Origin of the sequence: Galactobacter sp., from assembly GCF_022712295.1 — a bacterium.
In the GTDB taxonomy this organism is placed as follows: domain Bacteria; phylum Actinomycetota; class Actinomycetes; order Actinomycetales; family Micrococcaceae; genus Galactobacter.
Map to the genome: position 1 here is coordinate 1 of NZ_JALAGT010000194.1, position 15,065 is coordinate 15,065.

General features: G+C 65.2%; 14 protein-coding genes. 7 read left to right on the forward strand and 7 right to left on the reverse strand.

Translation table 11 applies throughout. The features are described 5' to 3' along the window. A partial coding sequence (locus Q0A15_RS13965; RefSeq protein WP_291280133.1) for a thiamine pyrophosphate-binding protein occupies positions 1-815 on the forward strand: 815 nt, incomplete at its 5' end. Between the two features lie 63 nt (positions 816-878). On the opposite strand, the gene Q0A15_RS13970 is transcribed toward Q0A15_RS13965, so the two are convergent. The 5 genes from Q0A15_RS13970 to Q0A15_RS13990 form a co-directional block, all read right to left on the reverse strand. Then, a complete protein-coding gene (locus Q0A15_RS13970; protein ID WP_291280134.1) occupies positions 879-1,742 on the reverse strand; it encodes an ABC transporter substrate-binding protein in 864 nt (287 codons plus the stop codon). 146 nt (positions 1,743-1,888) lie between these two features. Continuing rightward, positions 1,889-2,671 (reverse strand): amino acid ABC transporter ATP-binding protein, encoded by a 783-nt coding sequence (locus tag Q0A15_RS13975; protein WP_291280135.1) that lies wholly within the window; start codon positions 2,669-2,671, stop codon positions 1,889-1,891. Positions 2,672-2,673: 2 nt separating this feature from the next. Then, positions 2,674-3,534, reverse strand: a complete 861-nt coding sequence (locus Q0A15_RS13980) for an amino acid ABC transporter permease (protein ID WP_291280136.1) — start codon at positions 3,532-3,534, stop codon at positions 2,674-2,676. 118 nt (positions 3,535-3,652) lie between these two features. Then, positions 3,653-4,447: an ABC transporter substrate-binding protein gene (locus Q0A15_RS13985; RefSeq protein ID WP_291280137.1), complete on the reverse strand. Its 795-nt coding sequence runs from the start codon at positions 4,445-4,447 to the stop codon at positions 3,653-3,655. A gap of 82 nt (positions 4,448-4,529) precedes the next feature. Then, positions 4,530-5,768, reverse strand: a complete 1,239-nt coding sequence (locus Q0A15_RS13990; protein WP_291280138.1) for an isochorismate synthase MenF — start codon at positions 5,766-5,768, stop codon at positions 4,530-4,532. A 315-nt stretch (positions 5,769-6,083) separates the two neighbouring features. Here Q0A15_RS13990 and Q0A15_RS13995 point away from each other — a divergent pair, with 315 nt between their 5' ends. Then, positions 6,084-7,178 (forward strand): polyprenyl synthetase family protein, encoded by a 1,095-nt coding sequence (locus Q0A15_RS13995; protein ID WP_291280139.1) that lies wholly within the window; start codon positions 6,084-6,086, stop codon positions 7,176-7,178. A 64-nt stretch (positions 7,179-7,242) separates the two neighbouring features. Here Q0A15_RS13995 and Q0A15_RS14000 read toward each other — a convergent pair whose 3' ends face one another. After that, entirely contained in the window at positions 7,243-7,773 is a 531-nt protein-coding gene (locus Q0A15_RS14000; RefSeq protein WP_367273403.1) for an HIT family protein, read from the reverse strand. 2 nt (positions 7,774-7,775) lie between these two features. Continuing rightward, positions 7,776-8,222, reverse strand: coding sequence for a hypothetical protein (locus Q0A15_RS14005; RefSeq protein ID WP_291280140.1), 447 nt, complete (start codon positions 8,220-8,222; stop codon positions 7,776-7,778). A 165-nt stretch (positions 8,223-8,387) separates the two neighbouring features. Between Q0A15_RS14005 and Q0A15_RS14010 the strand changes: the two genes are divergently transcribed. From Q0A15_RS14010 to efeU, 5 genes are all read left to right on the forward strand, one after another. Beyond that, a complete protein-coding gene (locus Q0A15_RS14010) occupies positions 8,388-9,863 on the forward strand; it encodes an APC family permease (RefSeq protein WP_291280141.1) in 1,476 nt (491 codons plus the stop codon). Between the two features lie 114 nt (positions 9,864-9,977). Next, positions 9,978-11,375: an FAD-dependent oxidoreductase gene (locus tag Q0A15_RS14015; RefSeq protein ID WP_291280142.1), complete on the forward strand. Its 1,398-nt coding sequence runs from the start codon at positions 9,978-9,980 to the stop codon at positions 11,373-11,375. A 53-nt stretch (positions 11,376-11,428) separates the two neighbouring features. Next, on the forward strand, positions 11,429-12,760 hold the full coding sequence (locus Q0A15_RS14020) for an MFS transporter (protein WP_291280143.1): 1,332 nt from the start codon (positions 11,429-11,431) through the stop codon (positions 12,758-12,760). A 179-nt stretch (positions 12,761-12,939) separates the two neighbouring features. After that, positions 12,940-13,824 (forward strand): zinc metalloprotease HtpX, encoded by an 885-nt coding sequence (htpX, locus tag Q0A15_RS14025; RefSeq protein WP_291280144.1) that lies wholly within the window; start codon positions 12,940-12,942, stop codon positions 13,822-13,824. A gap of 161 nt (positions 13,825-13,985) precedes the next feature. After that, the gene (gene efeU / locus Q0A15_RS14030) at positions 13,986-14,990 is read left to right on the forward strand and encodes an iron uptake transporter permease EfeU (RefSeq protein WP_291280145.1); all 1,005 of its coding nucleotides are present in this window, start codon (positions 13,986-13,988) and stop codon (positions 14,988-14,990) included. The last annotated feature ends 75 nt before the right edge of the window (positions 14,991-15,065 follow it).

Here is a 15,065-nt window from a genome sequence, read left to right on the forward strand (position 1 = left end):
ACCGGCCCACCCCGGTCGCGTGGTTCGAAGAGGGCCGACGGCGGGAGACGGCTTACGCCGATCTCGCCGAGTTGGCGGCCGCGGTGGGGTCCGCGCCGACTGGGTGGAGCGCTCGTTGGCTACGGGCGGACGCCGCAGTCCGTGAGGCGCTCGAGGCCGTACTGACCACCCACGAGGCCAGTACCGGGAGGCTCACCGGCTCCACCCTTGCGGCCACCGTCTGGGACTCGGCGACCGGCCCGCTGGTGCTGGGCTCCTCCCGGCCCATTCGTGACATGGACCTGATGGCCGATCCTCCGGCGGCCGATGGCAGGCGTGTCTTCGCCAACCGTGGTTTGGCCGGGATCGACGGAACCATCGCGACCGCATCCGGTGTGGCGCTCGGTTCCGGGACAACGGCCGGGGAACGGACCCTCGCCTTGATGGGGGACGTGACCTTCCTGCACGACGTCGGCGGCCTGCTCACGCCCTCCGACGAACAGGTTCCTGACCTGGACGTGATCGTGGCTCAGGACGACGGTGGCTCCATCTTCTCCACGTTGGAACACGGGAGCGTGGGGACCTACCCCCAGTACGAACGGGCGGTGGACCGCTTCTTCCGCACCCCGCACGGACTCAGCGCAGCCCCGATCGCTGCGGCCTACGGGTGGGAGACGTCGACGGCCTCGACGCGCTCGGACGTCGCCGAGTGGATCGAGGCCGGACGTGGCACCCAGGGCAGGCGCCTGTTGGAAGTTGCCGTTGAGGCCGACGACCCGCGCGGGCTGCACGCCGCCCTGGCGGCAGCCGCCCAGGGTGTGCTTGGGAAAAGCTAGGGTGTGCTGGCCAAGAGCCAGGCTGTGCTGGGAGAGAGGTAGCTCGGCGACGTGGTCAACGGATCACTGCTTCACGGCGGCGGACGTGGGCCCCTTGCCAACATCGGCGTAGTTCAGCTCAAGCAGGTGCCAACCGTAGGCTCCCTTGGACTGGAGCTGCCCGGAGGTCAGCGCCTCGTTGACACGGTCGATCAGGCCTTCGCTGTCGGTGCGGATCATCAGGTTGCTGTCGCGGCCGGTATCGATCTTCTGCACCGTCTTCAGCGTGGGCGTCGTCGCCGAGTCGAGGTAGCGCTCCACGACCGTTGGGCCCATGACGTTGTAGTCACCGAGTGCTGCGTCGGTCTTCCCCTTGTGCACTGAGTCCAGCACACGTGCGGGGCTGTTGTATTCGATCGTCACGAGTCCCCGTTCCTGGGCGTACTTGGCGCCGAGAGTACCCTTCTGGACGGCGACCGTCTTGCCCTTGGCTGCCTTCTTCAGCGAAGAGACCCCGGAACCAGCGTTGGTCATCAGCACCAGATCGTTGCCGACGTAGGGAGCGGAGCGAGTGAGCTTCGGATTCGCGGGTTCGTTGGCGTTGGGAACGCCCGCACCGATGTCGCATTTGTCCATGGCATCACCGGAGAGCAGGCTCTTCTTGGAGACCTTCACGGTCTTGACCGGGGCTTCGAAACGGTCGTCCCCGTGGCCAGGGACGAGCTTGGTGCTGAGGTACGTGAAGATCCGGGCCTCAGGATTGATGTCGTTCTTTCCCTTGGAACTGGCATCGCACACGGTGAGATGCTTCGGATTCACCAGATCGTACGGGTTGTTGTCCGTGGAGGAAGACGTGGCCGCGGATGCGGGGGTGAAGGCTGTGGCTGCCAAGGCAGCTGCGGCCAACAGCGCGGAAGCTGCGGTGGTGCGGCGGGTCGAGTTACGCATGTCGTGCTCCGTTCGTTGTCCTTCGGAATATGCACTAACAACGTAATCATTCCTCGGAAAGCATCCTCAACCGGGAGCACGCGGTCGTTGCGGAGACTTGATGCAGCCTCACGCTGAGGTCACGATGCAGACCTCAGCGCATTGACTCAATTCTCCTCGACGTGTACGTGGGTGGGGTCAAGGACCCGGCGCAGGAAGTCCTTGGTGCGATCGGCCTGGGGATTGCCGATGACCTGTTCGGCCGGTCCTTCCTCCACCACGACGCCCCCGTCCATGAACACCACACGGTCCGCAACGTCCTTCGCGAAGCCCATCTCGTGGGTGACCACGACCATCGTCATACCCCCGGCAGCGAGGTCACGCATGATGCCGAGGACATCGCCCACGGTCTCAGGATCCAGCGCCGACGTCGGCTCGTCGAAGCGCATCAGCGTGGGGTCCATGGACAGCGAACGGGCGATCGCCACCCGTTGCTGCTGCCCGCCGGAGAGCTCGGCCGGATAACGATCTGCAAACTCTCCGAGGCCCACAGCCTCCAGCTGCCTGCGGGCCGTAGCCTCTGCCTCGGACTTGGAGCGCTTGAGGACCTTGCGCTGCGGGATGGCGCAGTTGGCCAACACGGTCAGGTGCGGGAAGAGGTTGAACTGCTGGAACACCATCCCCACGTGGCGGCGCATGCGGTCCACGTCCACCTCGGGGTCGGTGGCCTCGAAGCCGCCCACGTGAACGGTGCCTCCGTTGGGCCGTTCCAGCAGGTTGATGCAGCGCAGCAGTGTGGACTTACCGGAGCCGGACGGGCCGATCAAGCAGACGACATCTCCAGGTTCCACCTTGAGGTCGATTCCCTTGAGCACCTCGTTGTCCCCGTAGGACTTGCGCAGTCCTGTGATCTCGACGCCGGCTTTCTCGGCGGTAGCGGTGTCAGACATGCTCAGGCCTCCTTGGTGGTGGACGGCGTGGACGGTTTGGCAGTGGCAAGCGCGGCCTTCTTGGGCTTACGCGGCCGCGAGACGCTGGCGCTGCGCTTCTCGAACCAGCGGGCCAACAGGCTGAGTGGAACGGTGATGACGAGGTAGAGGATGCCCGCCACGAGCATCGGTGTGATCCCGGCACCCAGGGAGGTGATGCCGTCGCGACCGAACTTCGTCAGCTCCACCTGGGCGGCCGTGGCACCCAGGATGAAAACGAGCGAGGAGTCCTTGGTCAGCATGATGAACTCATTGACCAACGGAGGCAGCACCACACGGATGGCCTGGGGGATGACAATGGTGACCATGGCCCGCCAGGCCGGCATGCCTAGCGATCGGGCGGCCTCGGTCTGGCCCTTGGGGACGGCCTGCAGGCCGGCGCGCAGCGTCTCCGCGATGTAGGCGGCGGAGGAAAGACCCAGGCCCAACATGACCGTGAGCCACTGTGGCAATTGGGTGTTGAATGCCAACGGGAACCCGAAGCCGAAGGTGATCAGAACCAGAAGGGCAGGGATACCGCGGAAGAACTCGATGTATCCCGTGGCCAACCATCGGTATGGGGCGAAACTGGCCATCTTCATCAGTGCCAGGATCAGCCCGAGCACCAGACCGAACGCGAAGGCGGTCACCGTGTAGAGGAGGGTGTTGACCAGCCCCACTGCGATGATGTCGGGGAAGAGCGGTCCGATCTTGTCGAAGCGGAAGAACGACTCCGCGATCAGCTGCCAGTTGACCAGGAGGATCACGGCGACGATCGCGACCACGAAGATCCCGATCTGAATGCCCTTGCTCATCCGGGCACGTTGCCGGGTGGTCATGGCCATGAGGGTTTCAGCCCCTTTCGAAGGCTTGAGTGAGGCGTGAGGTGGGCGACGGGGTTCGGCCGGCGGCCCAGCCCCGTCGCCTCACGTGCTGGAGAAGAATCTCAGCTGCCGACTTGGATCAGGCGGCGTCGTCGCCGAACCACTTCTTCTTCAGTTCGTCCATGCCGCCGTCGGATTCGAGATCCTTCAGGGTCTCGTTGACGGTGTCCAGCAGCTCGTCCTGGCCCTTGGGGACCGCGATACCCAGCTGCTCGCCGGACTTGATTTCTTCGACGACCTGCAGGGAGGAATCGTCCTTGATGGCGTAGCGCAGGATGGACTGATTGCCGAGCGCTGCCTGGGTCTGGCCGGACTTCATGGACTGGACCTGCAGACCGGAGTCCTCGTAGCCGGTGGGGGTCAGGCCGTTGTCCTTGGCGTACTCCTCACCTGTGGTGGACTGCTGCACGGCAACCTTCTTGCCCTTGGCAGACTTCACGGAATCGATGCCGGATCCCTCCTTGGCCACCAGCACCAGATCGTCATCCAGGTAGGGAGAGGAGAAATCCATGTTGGCCTTGCGTGCGTCCGTGATGGAGATGCCGGAGATCGCGATGTCGCACTGGGTCTTGAACAGGCCGGACTCGATGGAGTCGAACGACGCGTCGATGACGTTCGTCTTGGCATCCAGCTTCTCAGCGATCTTGTCCGCGATGTCCAGGTCGAAGCCCACGTTCTTGCCGTCCTTGACGAACTCGAAGGGCTCGTAAGGGATGTCGGAGCAGACGGTGAGCTTGCCGGACGTCTTCAGGCTGATTCCGCCGTCGCCGTCAGAGCCGGCGTCATCGGAGCCGGAGCCGCACGCGGCAAGGGTCAATGCCGCGACGGCGGCAAGAGCGGTGGCGGCGACCGGGCGCCTGTGAGTCGAACGCATCAGTGATGCACCTCTCGATCAGTTGTGATGATGCGAGCAAGTGTATCCGGCCCAGTGTTTCGGTTCGGTCACCGAGACTCGGTCATTGCGTCGCGGGCAGAGCACCCAGCGCGCCGAGCATGGGGCGCATCTTGGCGTCGGTCTCCTTGAGCTCGGATTCGGGTTCAGACGCATCCACGATGCCGCAGCCGGCCCAGACCCGAACTGCGTCCTGATCCGGAGCTGTACCGAGCCCAGGCTCCACGACCCCGCCGCGCAGGGCGATACCGAATTCGCCGTTGCCGTGGGCATCCACCCAACCCACCGGGCCGGCGAAGCGCCCTCGATCTGTGTCCTCCAGGTCGCGGATCAATTCGCCTGCTCGCTCCCGTGGGGTGCCGCAGACCGCAGCGGTGGGGTGCACCACGTCCACCAGGTCCAGGGCTCCGGGCCGGGAACCGTCCACCCGTGGGGCGATCCCTGCATGCACGTCAGAGGCCAGATGCCAGACGTTGGGCAACTCGAGTACGAACGGCTCCGGTGGGGCATTGAGCCCGGAGACCAAAGGGCCAAGGGTCTCGGTGAGCGAGCGGATGGCCAGGTCGTGTTCGTGACGCTGCTTGGGGTCGGCCAGGAACTCCGCCTTGGCGAGGGCGTCGCCGCGCAAGCGGCCCTCCTCGCGGTCCAAGGTGCCGGCGAGGACGCGGGCCCGCGCCGTGCCGTCGAGCACTTGAATCAACATCTCAGGCGTGGCACCGAAGAGTCCCTCGAGGCTGTAGGTCCAGCAATCGGAGTAGTGGGAGGACAGTGTGTCCACTGCTTGAGCGACGGGCGCCGGGCCGGCGAAGCGAACCAGGACGTCCCTGCCGAGCACCAACTTCTCCACCGAACCGGCCCGGATATGATCCACCCCGCCCGCTACGGCATCCAAGAAGTCGTCCGGACCCACATGGCCGGGAACCACGTCCTGGACGGCGGAGAGTCGTGGTTCGGCCTGAACACCCGCCGGGACGGTGGAGATCACGTCCAACAGATCCAAGGCAGCGGCCGGCGAACCGATGGGTGTGGAACTGGCAACGGTCAGCCAGGCCGAGTCCTCCGTCAGCCCCAACATCACGCGCGGAACCACCAGTCGTGAGGGCACGGAGGAGGTCTTGGAGAACGCGAAGGACCCGAAGGCCATCAACCCGGTGCCGGGGCGCAGGAGCGGGTCGGTGACCTCGGAGACTCGGGCCAGCCGCGCAAACCATTCCTGTAACAGGACGAAACGGTCTTGGCCGGCTGCGGTTGCGCGCGCTGCCACGCCGAGTCCGGAGAGCCCCACGCCTCGGCGTGTCCACACGTGTGCATCCATGCGTCGGAAGCGATCACGAAGGCGATGGGCGGCACCCAGGTCAAGGGGAAAAGTGGAAACGTGGAGGGCGTCCGGGTCGGGAAGGCCCTCCGGAGGTCGTAGTGCAGGCAGGCTGGTCATGGCCGGGTAAGTCTATCTGGCCCAGCCGTAGGGGACCTGAGCGAGGTGAGTCCTCGCACACATACACACCACGAGCCCCCACCCGAGTTCGTTAGACTGTGGTGGCCGCCCATCCGGTTCCTGCCGGAGGGGCAGCCAGCCCACCGATCCCTCGATCAACACGAAGTAGGCGGAAGAACCCAAGTGAGTGATACGTCCTGGACGTCCGCCGGGCATCCTGCGCCCGCCGGTTTCGACCTCGACCCGCAGACCGAGGCGCTCGCAGCGTCCATCAAACTGCCGGCCGGATTCCGTTCGATCGCCGAGGACCCCGAGTTCGGGTCCGATATCTTCACGGGCATGGCCAAGGTGGAGAAGCGGCTGCTGGACGCGGTGGCCAGTTCCGACCCCGTGATCGACCGTGCATCCAAGCACCTCGCCGAGGCCGGCGGGAAACGCGTGCGTCCGCTGCTGGTGCTGATCTCGGCCATGCTGGGTGAGGGCATCAACGACAATGTGCTCCAGGCCGCCACCGTGGTGGAGATGACTCACCTTGCGACGTTGTACCACGACGACGTCATGGACGACGCGCCGCTTCGCCGCGGGACCCCCACCGCTCAGCAGGTGTGGGGCAACTCCGTGGCCATCCTCACCGGCGACCTCATCCTTGCCCGCGCTTCCGTGCTCGGCGCGCAGCTGGGCACGCATGCCGTTGCACTGCAGGCCAAGACCTTCGAGCGTCTTTGCCTGGGCCAGCTGCATGAATTCGTGGGACCGAGCGAGCAGGACGACCCGGTGGCTCACTACATCGACGTGATGAGTGACAAGACCGCCTCCCTGATCGCGGCGGCAGGCGAGTTCGGCACGTATTACGGCCATGCCGCCCCTGAGACCACCGAGATTCTTGCCGACTACGGTGAGAAGGTCGGCATCGCCTTCCAGCTCGCGGACGACGTCATCGATGTCACCGGCGGCTCCAAGAAGGCAGGCAAGGTGACGGGTACCGATCTGCGCGAGGGCGTTCCCACGCTTCCCGTGTTGCTGCTTCGTCAGGACGCCGCAGCGGGCGACGCCGAGGCCCAGCGTGTCCTCTCCCTGGTGGACGCGGACCTCACCAGCGACGAGGCGCTCGCCACCGCGGTCGACGCCTTGGCCGGGAACCCCGCCACCCAGCGTGCCTGGGATGTGGCCAAGGACTGGTCTCGTCAGGCCATCGAGGCGTTGGCCCCGTTGCAGGAGGGCACCGTCAAGGAGGCCCTGGAGGCCTTTGCCGACGCCGTGGTGACGCGCGAGGGCTGACCCTCCGCGTCCAACCCTCCAGCGCCAGGCCTACCCCTCCAGCGTCAGACCTGGCCCTCCAGCGTCAGACCTGGCCCTCCAGCGTCAGGATCTCCAACAACGCGGCGCTCAGCTCCTGGGCCTTGCGCTCCCGGACGTCCACGTCCACCCGGTGGCGCAGTTGCTGATACAAGCGGTCCCCGTCGAATCGGGGGAACACGTGCAGGTGGTAATGCCACACGTGCTGGTTCCCTGCCGGTTCGTTGTGCTGTCGAAGGCTCGTGCCGCCTGGCCCCCAGGCCTGGCGCGAGGCGAGCGCAACGCGACGTGACATGAGCGAGATGGCGGTCAACACGTCGTCGGGCATGTCGTAGATGTTCTCGAAGTGCCGATTCGGCACGATCATCGCGTGCCCCTCGTACTCCCCGAAGCCGTCGCAGGCGATCAGGACCGTCAGCACCGAATCCTGGTAGACCAGGTCGGTGGGCGCGCAGAGATTCGTGGGGGAGAACGGGGTGGTGCCGTTCACGAACTCGCAGAAGGGGCAGTCGTAGCCCTCCGGCTGGTGGTATCCGCCCAGAGCGGCAAGGTCAGCAGACGAAGAATGGGCATCCAAGGTCAGGAATCCTGGCCGTCCAATTCGGGGGCGACCTCCGCAAAAACCCACTCGAAGTAGTCCAGCAGGTACTCCGAGAACGTGGCTTCGGTGTCCATCCAATTACCACGAGCGTTGGAACGACGCTGAACCAGCGGATCCGCGACGTCCAGACTGTCCACCCTCAGGCCCCAGGTGTATGCCTCGTCCTCGTCCTCCATGAACAGCAGGTGCCCGTCCTCGATCTCGAGTTCGTCCGGGTCCCAGATGTAGTACCAGGCCTCCATGAGATCCTCCACGGCGCCGACGGCCAGGTAGAACTCGCGGAGGGACTCGGGAAGATCGCCGACCCCGGAGTCCACGAGGGCTGCGGAGAGCTCGGTGGTGGAGAGTCCGTCCTCCGGTTTCCAGGGTTCATCGAACCAGGTGGGGACGAGATTGCGGAAGAGCTGTGAGAACGGCTGGGCCATGACTCCATCGTAGGCGTGCGTGGCGTCGCGAAACACCCGCCGTGCAGGTGGAAACCCGTGACCTTGAGCCTCCGGCACACTAATGTGGCGGCAGTCATAACTCAACGTGGATACAACCGGACGCAGTCAGGTCCCAACCCGGCACAGCCCAGCGAGGAGCTCACCATGGGTGTCATGCGCAGGAAGAGCGTGGAGGCGGCACTGGCCTCCACGGAGGAAACCGGACGACAACTGAAACGATCCCTCTCAGCATGGGATCTGGCGCTGATGGGCGTCTCGGTCGCGATCGGCGCGGGAATCTTCTCCGTGGGTGCCAGCGCGGCGGCCACCAAGGCAGGACCGGCGGTCACCGTGTCCTTCGTGATCGCTGCCGTGGTCTGTGGCCTGGCCATCATGTGTTACGCCGAATTCGCCTCGGCCATCCCGGTGGCGGGGTCCGCCTACACCTTCAGCTACGCCTCCATGGGGGAGCTCATTGCGTGGATCATCGGCTGGGATCTCATCCTCGAGATGATGCTGGCTGCCTCGGTCGTGGCCAGTTATTGGGGCGTCTACCTCTCCGAGGTGCTGAAGACCTTCAACGCGGATGTCTCCACGGTGGTGCTCGGCTCGCCCTCCGGCCTCCACCTGGACTGGGCTCCCATCCTCATCGTCGCGATCCTGACCACATTGTTGATCGTGGGAACCAAGATCTCGGTCCGCGTCACCAACGTCTTCACCCTCATCAAGGTCGCCATTGTCCTCTTCGTGATCGTGGTCGGTGCGTTCTTCATCAAGGCGGACAACTACAAGCCGTTCGTCCCACCGGCCGAGTCCACCGGCGACGAGGGTAGTGCCCTCCACCAGACGCTCTTCGCGTTCCTGTCGGGGCAGGAACCGAGCATGTACGGGATCTTCGGTGTGTTCGGAGGAGCCGCGCTGGTGTTCTTCGCATTCATCGGTTTCGACGTCGTCGCGACCACAGCGGAGGAGACCAAGAATCCGCAGAAGACTCTCCCCAAGGGCATCCTGGGCGGGCTCATCATCGTCTCTGTTCTCTACATCCTGACCACGCTGGTGGTCACCGGCATGGTCTCCTACAAGGACCTCGCTGCCGTGGAATCGCCCTCACTCGCCACGGCATTCCAACTCGTCGGTGCGGATTGGGCGGCCGGGACCATCTCGCTCGGCACACTGATAGGTCTCACCACCGTGGTGTCCGTCCTGCTGCTTGGTACCACCCGCATCGTCTTCTCCCTCTCCCGCGATGGGCTGCTTCCGCGTGCACTCTCGAGGACCAACAAGCGTTCAAGCACCCCGGTCGGCCTACAGATCGGTATCTCCATCGTGATCGCGATCCTGGCCGGTGTGGTCCCGGTCGGCACGCTGGAGGAGATGATCAACATCGGTACGCTCTCGGCCTTCGTGCTGGTGAGCTTCGGGGTCCCAATCCTGCGTAGGAGCCGACCTGACCTGAAACGTGGCTTCCGGGTCCCTTGGTCCCCGGTGCTGCCGATCGTCTCCGGTGTGGTCTGTTTGTGGCTCATGTCCAACCTGACCGTCGAGACGTGGCTGCGTTTCCTGATCTGGTTGGCGATCGGATTCATCATCTACTTCGGCTACGGATACCGTCACTCGCGGCTCGGGAAGCAAATGGCGTGAGGCGGGACTCACCCGTTGGGCAAGGGCGCCCACTGAACAGGAACACTAGACTGGGTCACAAAAGCGTGCGCAAATTCCTGCCGTGTGTTCCTGATCGGAAAGGTGCTCTGACCCGTGTCGACCCCCTTGGACCGTCCCCTACGCGTAGCGATCATCGGCGCAGGCCCCGCCGGTGTGTATGCAGCCGACATCCTGACCAAGGCGGACACCGACGTCCAGGTCAGCATCGACCTCTTTGATCAGCACCCCGCCCCGTACGGGCTCATCCGTTATGGCGTGGCGCCGGATCATCCGCGGATCAAGGGCATCGTGAAGGCACTGCACAAGGTGCTGGATCGTGGCGACATCCGCTTCATCGGCGACGTTACGTACGGGCGGGACCTCACCCTCTCCGACATCCGCGACCTCTACGACGCGGTGATCTTCGCGACCGGGGCCAACGACGATGCCGCCTTGAAAATTGCCGGCGAGGATCTCGAGGGCTCCTTCGGCGCCTCACGGGTGGTCTCCTGGTACGACGGTCACCCCGACGTCTCGCGGGACTGGCCGCTGAATGCCCGTGAGATCGCCGTGATCGGCAACGGCAACGTCGCCCTGGACGTGGCGCGCGTGCTCTCGAAGCAGCGCGAGGACCTGCTGGTCACCGAGATCCCCGACAACGTCCATCAGGGGCTACTGGCCTCCCCGGTCACCGACGTCCACATCTTCGGTCGTCGCGGGCCCGCGCAGATCAAGTTCACCCCGCTGGAACTGCGCGAGCTCTCCCACTCCCGAGACGTGGACATCGTGCTCTACCCGGAGGACTTCGAATTCGACGAGGCCTCTGACGAAGCCATCCAGTCCAACAACCAGGTCAAGACCATGGTCAACACGCTGACCAACTGGCTCGTGGAGCAGGAGGACAAGGAACAGACCGCCTCCCGCCGCCTCCACCTGCACTTCCTGCAGGCCCCGGTGGAGATCCTCGGGGAGGACGGCCACGTGGTGGGCCTGCGCATGGAGCGCCAGGAGCTGGACGGGACGGGCAACGTGCACGGCACGGGGGAGACCATCGATTACCCGGTGCAGGCGGTCTACCGTGCCATCGGCTACTTCGGGACCGAGATCCCCGAGGTCGGCTTCGACCAGGACCGCGGCGTGATCCCCAACGCCCAGGGCCGCGTCCTGGACGCTGACGGCAGCGTGGTCCCCGGGATCTACACCACGGGGTGGATCAAGCGCGGCCCGGTCGGGCTGATCGGCCACACCAAGGGTGACGCCCTGGAGACCATCACCCATCTGTTGGAGGACGTGGAAGCCCTGCCGAAGGCGGTGCACCCGAGCGAGGACGCAGTTCTCAAGGTCCTGGACGAGCGCGGTATTCACCACACCACCTGGGAGGGCTGGGTGGCGTTGGACGCTCACGAGCACGAACTCGGGCGGCAGGCCTCGGAATCCGGTCCGGTGCAGCGAGAGCGTGTGAAGGTGGTTCCCCGCGACGAGATGGTGCAGATCGCCCGCAACGCCGACTGATTGCCGCGTGCTCAGCACGTCGGCGCGAGGCACCCGTCGGGTAAGCTCGATCGGTGCCTCGCCTGCTTGCTGACCTCACACCGCTGAAGGTTTCGCCGCCGTATCGGCGGCTCTTCCTCGGCAACTGCCTGTCGCTGTTCGGCACTCAGATCACCGTCATGGCGGTGAGCCTTGAGGTCTTCGACCTGACGAAGTCGTCGGCCGCTGTGGGTGCCATCGGCATCGTGGCGTTGATTCCGCTGATCGTCACGGGGCTCTATGGTGGGGCCGTCGCCGATGCCTTCGACCGCCGCAAGGTCGCATTGATCTCCTCCCTGGTGCTCTGGGTGACCAGCCTGGGCATCTGCCTTCACGCCTGGCTCGACGTGCACCAACTGTGGTTGATCTATCTGCTGATGGGCATCCATTCCGGCGCAAGCGGCATCAATCAGCCCACGCGTGGAGCCATCATCCCGGCCCTGGTCGGCAAGGATCTGCTGCCGGCCGCCAATGCCCTGAACATGACCCTGGGGTCCATGGCCATGATGATCGCACCGGTGCTTGGTGGCGTACTCGTGGCCACGGTGGGGTACCCCGTCACCTACTCCATCGATGTCGTCACGTTCCTGGCCTCCCTCTGGTCGGTGTGGATGCTGCCGCCCATGAAACCCGAACGCGACGAGTCCGCCGGGGCCCGCCGGATCCCGGGGTTGAAGTCCGTGTGGGACGGATTCCGCTTCCAGGGCACCCGCCCCAACGTCCGGATGACATTCCTCATCGACCTGTGCGCCATGGTGCTCGCGGCCCCGCGAGCGCTGCTGCCTGCCGTGGCGGCCTTCGCCCTTGGCGGTAAGTCCACCACGGTGGGCATACTCCTGGCCGGGTGGGCCATCGGTTCCTTCCTGGGCGGTCTGTTCTCCGGACCGTTGGGTGGTGTCCGACGACAGGGCCTGGCCGTGTACCTGAGCGTCACCGGATGGGGGTTGTGCATCGCCGCCACCGGCGCGGTGGTCTTCGCCGTCGGCTCGCCGGAGGCCGGAGAACCCGACACCATCGGGATCGTCCTCGCAGTCGTGGCGCTCACCGCGGCCGGCGTTCTCGACACCATCTCTGCGGTCTTCCGCTCCACCATCCTGCAGGCCGCGACCCCGGACCACCTGCGTGGCCGGTTGCAGGGTGTCTTCACGGTGGTGGTGGCCGGCGGCCCGCGTCTGGGTGAGGCGGCGTCAGGCGCCATGGCTGTGGGCTGGGCCGTCCTCCTCGGGGCGTCCTCTGTGACCCATGGAACGCCGGGCGAGGCGATGACATTGGTGGTCGGTGGGGCCCTGTGCGTTGTGGGGGCCGCCCTGTTGATGCGGATGACGCCGGGGTTCCTACGCTACGACGCGCAGAATCCCACCCCCTGACCTCGAGTCCTCGGGTTCACTTCCCACGGCGTGGTGATCTTGACCGCATGTGGGTGGCCGAACGCCGCCGTGCCGAGGGTGAACAGCGGGAACACAGAGATGTGCGGCATCGTTGTCTTGAGTAGAGCCCACCACGCGCTCGCTGTCCATCAGGTTCTGAGGAAGGTACGGACCCGCACGTGCACAAACACTTCAATGGATTGAAGACCACCTTGCTGCTGGGTGGAATGTTCGCCGTGCTGCTGGCCATCGGCGGCCTGATCTCCGCAGGCACCCGCAGCGCCACGTGGATCTGGATCTTCGCACTGATCGGTGTGGCTTCCACCGCTTACGGGTACTGGAACTCGGACAAGATCGCGATTCGCTCCATGCAGGCCCGCCCGGTCACGGAGGCGGAACAGCCGGCCATGTATCGGATCGTCCGCGAACTCTCGCAACGAGCGGGCCAACCCATGCCGCGGCTCTATGTGTCCCCGACCATGAGCCCCAACGCGTTCGCCACCGGCAGGAATCCACAGAATGCGGCGGTCTGCTGCACCGAAGGCATCCTGGTGCTGCTGAACGAGCGTGAGTTGAAGGGCGTGTTGGGCCACGAACTGATGCACGTGTACAACCGGGACATCCTCACCTCCTCCGTCGCAGCGGCGGTGGCCGGTGTCATCACCTCCGTGGCGCAGTTCCTCATGTTCTTCGGTGGAGGGCGCGACGAGAACGGCCGGCCGGCAGGCAATCCGTTGGCTACCATCGCGGTGGCGCTGTTGGCTCCTCTGGCCGCCTCCATGATCCAGATGGCGGTGTCCCGTACACGCGAGTACGACGCGGACCAGGACGGTGCCGCGCTCACCGGCGATCCTGCCGCACTCGCTTCTGCCCTGTACAAGATCGAGAACGGCGTCTCCCAGGCCCCGCTGCCGCACGACACCAGGCTGGAGAACACCGCGCACATGATGATTCAGAACCCCTTCCGCAAGATCGGCAAGCTCTTCAGCACCCACCCACCAACGCAACAACGCATCGAGCGTCTGCGCGGGCAGGCCGAGCAGATGCGGGTTCCGTGGAACTGAGCTGAGACGCAGCATCTTCGTCCGATGAGTACGTGTCGTCGTCGTGCCAGGCATCAAAGTATGCCTGGCGGCTGAGTGGGTGTAACCTCTGAAAGCGCAACATTGAGTTGCGCTAAATACAAAGGCGAACCTTCAACGGTCGCCGTGAGGCAGAGGAATCCGTGTTCGGGAACTACATCATCGGTCTGCGCGAGGGCCTGGAAGCCGCCTTGGTGGTGGTGGTCCTACTTGCGTACCTGACCAAGACGGGCCGCAGTCGCCTCAAGGCCAAGGTCTGGATGGGTATCGCCGTTGCCATCCTGGTGTCGGTGGGATTCGGTGCGCTGCTGACCTTCGGTCCGCGCGGCCTCACCTTCCAGGCGCAAGAGATCATCGGCGGAGGCCTGTCCCTCGTGGCGGTCTGCTTCGTGACCTGGATGATCTTCTGGATGGGCAAGGCCTCCCACAACGTCTCCCGTGAGCTGACGAGCAAGGTTGATGCCGCCACCTCGGCCCCCCATGGCAAGGGCTGGGGGCTCGTGGTCCTTGCAGCGCTCTCGGTGGGGCGCGAAGGGCTGGAGACTGCCCTGTTCGTCTGGGCCAACGCCTACGGCGCCCATGCGGACCAGACGCTCACCCCCACCATCGGCGCGGTGCTCGGCATCCTCACCGCCGTGGCCATCGGCATCATCCTCAACCGCGGTGCCCTGCACCTGAACATCGGTGCGTTCTTCACCTGGACCACCTATTTCCTGGTGTTCGTCGCGGCAGGCATCTTCTCCTACGGTCTCTCCGACCTGCAGGAGGCCGGCGTGATCCCCGGTTGGGGCAACCTCGCCTTCGACTTCTCCGTCTGGGCCAACCAGGCGGACCCGACGGGCATCTGGATCGCGGTCGTCAAGGCCCTGCTCCAGCTCTCCCCGGCCATGTCCTGGCTCGCCTTCGGCGGCTGGTTGATCTACATCATGGTCATGCTGCCCATCTGCACCTACCGCCATGGCCAACTGAGCGGCGCTCGCGCCGAACGCCGCAAGGCGACTGCCGCAGTCAAGGCGGCAATGCCCGACGGCGCAGCTGCCGCGGCCGCCGCTCCCGCCCCCGTTTCGCCCGAACCCGCACCCGCGGCGTCGGACATCACCCCCAAGACGGCCACGCCGTCGCGCACCGAAGAAGGACAGAAGAAGTGAAGAAAACCCTGCTTGCGCCAGTGGGCATTGTTGCCCTGGCCGCCACGCTGCTGGTCGGCTGCACCGACAACACCA

What these genes read in the sequence shown, in the direction of transcription:
- Q0A15_RS14005 (WP_291280140.1), bottom strand. Translation starts at nt 8,222, where the DNA reads ATGGCCCAGCCGTTCTCACAGCTCTTCCGCAATCTCGTCCCCACCTGG.
- Q0A15_RS14010 (WP_291280141.1), top strand. Translation starts at nt 8,388, where the DNA reads ATGGGTGTCATGCGCAGGAAGAGCGTGGAGGCGGCACTGGCCTCCACG.
- Q0A15_RS13975 (WP_291280135.1), bottom strand. Translation starts at nt 2,671, where the DNA reads ATGTCTGACACCGCTACCGCCGAGAAAGCCGGCGTCGAGATCACAGGA.
- Q0A15_RS13970 (WP_291280134.1), bottom strand. Translation starts at nt 1,742, where the DNA reads ATGCGTAACTCGACCCGCCGCACCACCGCAGCTTCCGCGCTGTTGGCC.
- Q0A15_RS13980 (WP_291280136.1), bottom strand. Translation starts at nt 3,534, where the DNA reads ATGGCCATGACCACCCGGCAACGTGCCCGGATGAGCAAGGGCATTCAG.
- Q0A15_RS13985 (WP_291280137.1), bottom strand. Translation starts at nt 4,447, where the DNA reads ATGCGTTCGACTCACAGGCGCCCGGTCGCCGCCACCGCTCTTGCCGCC.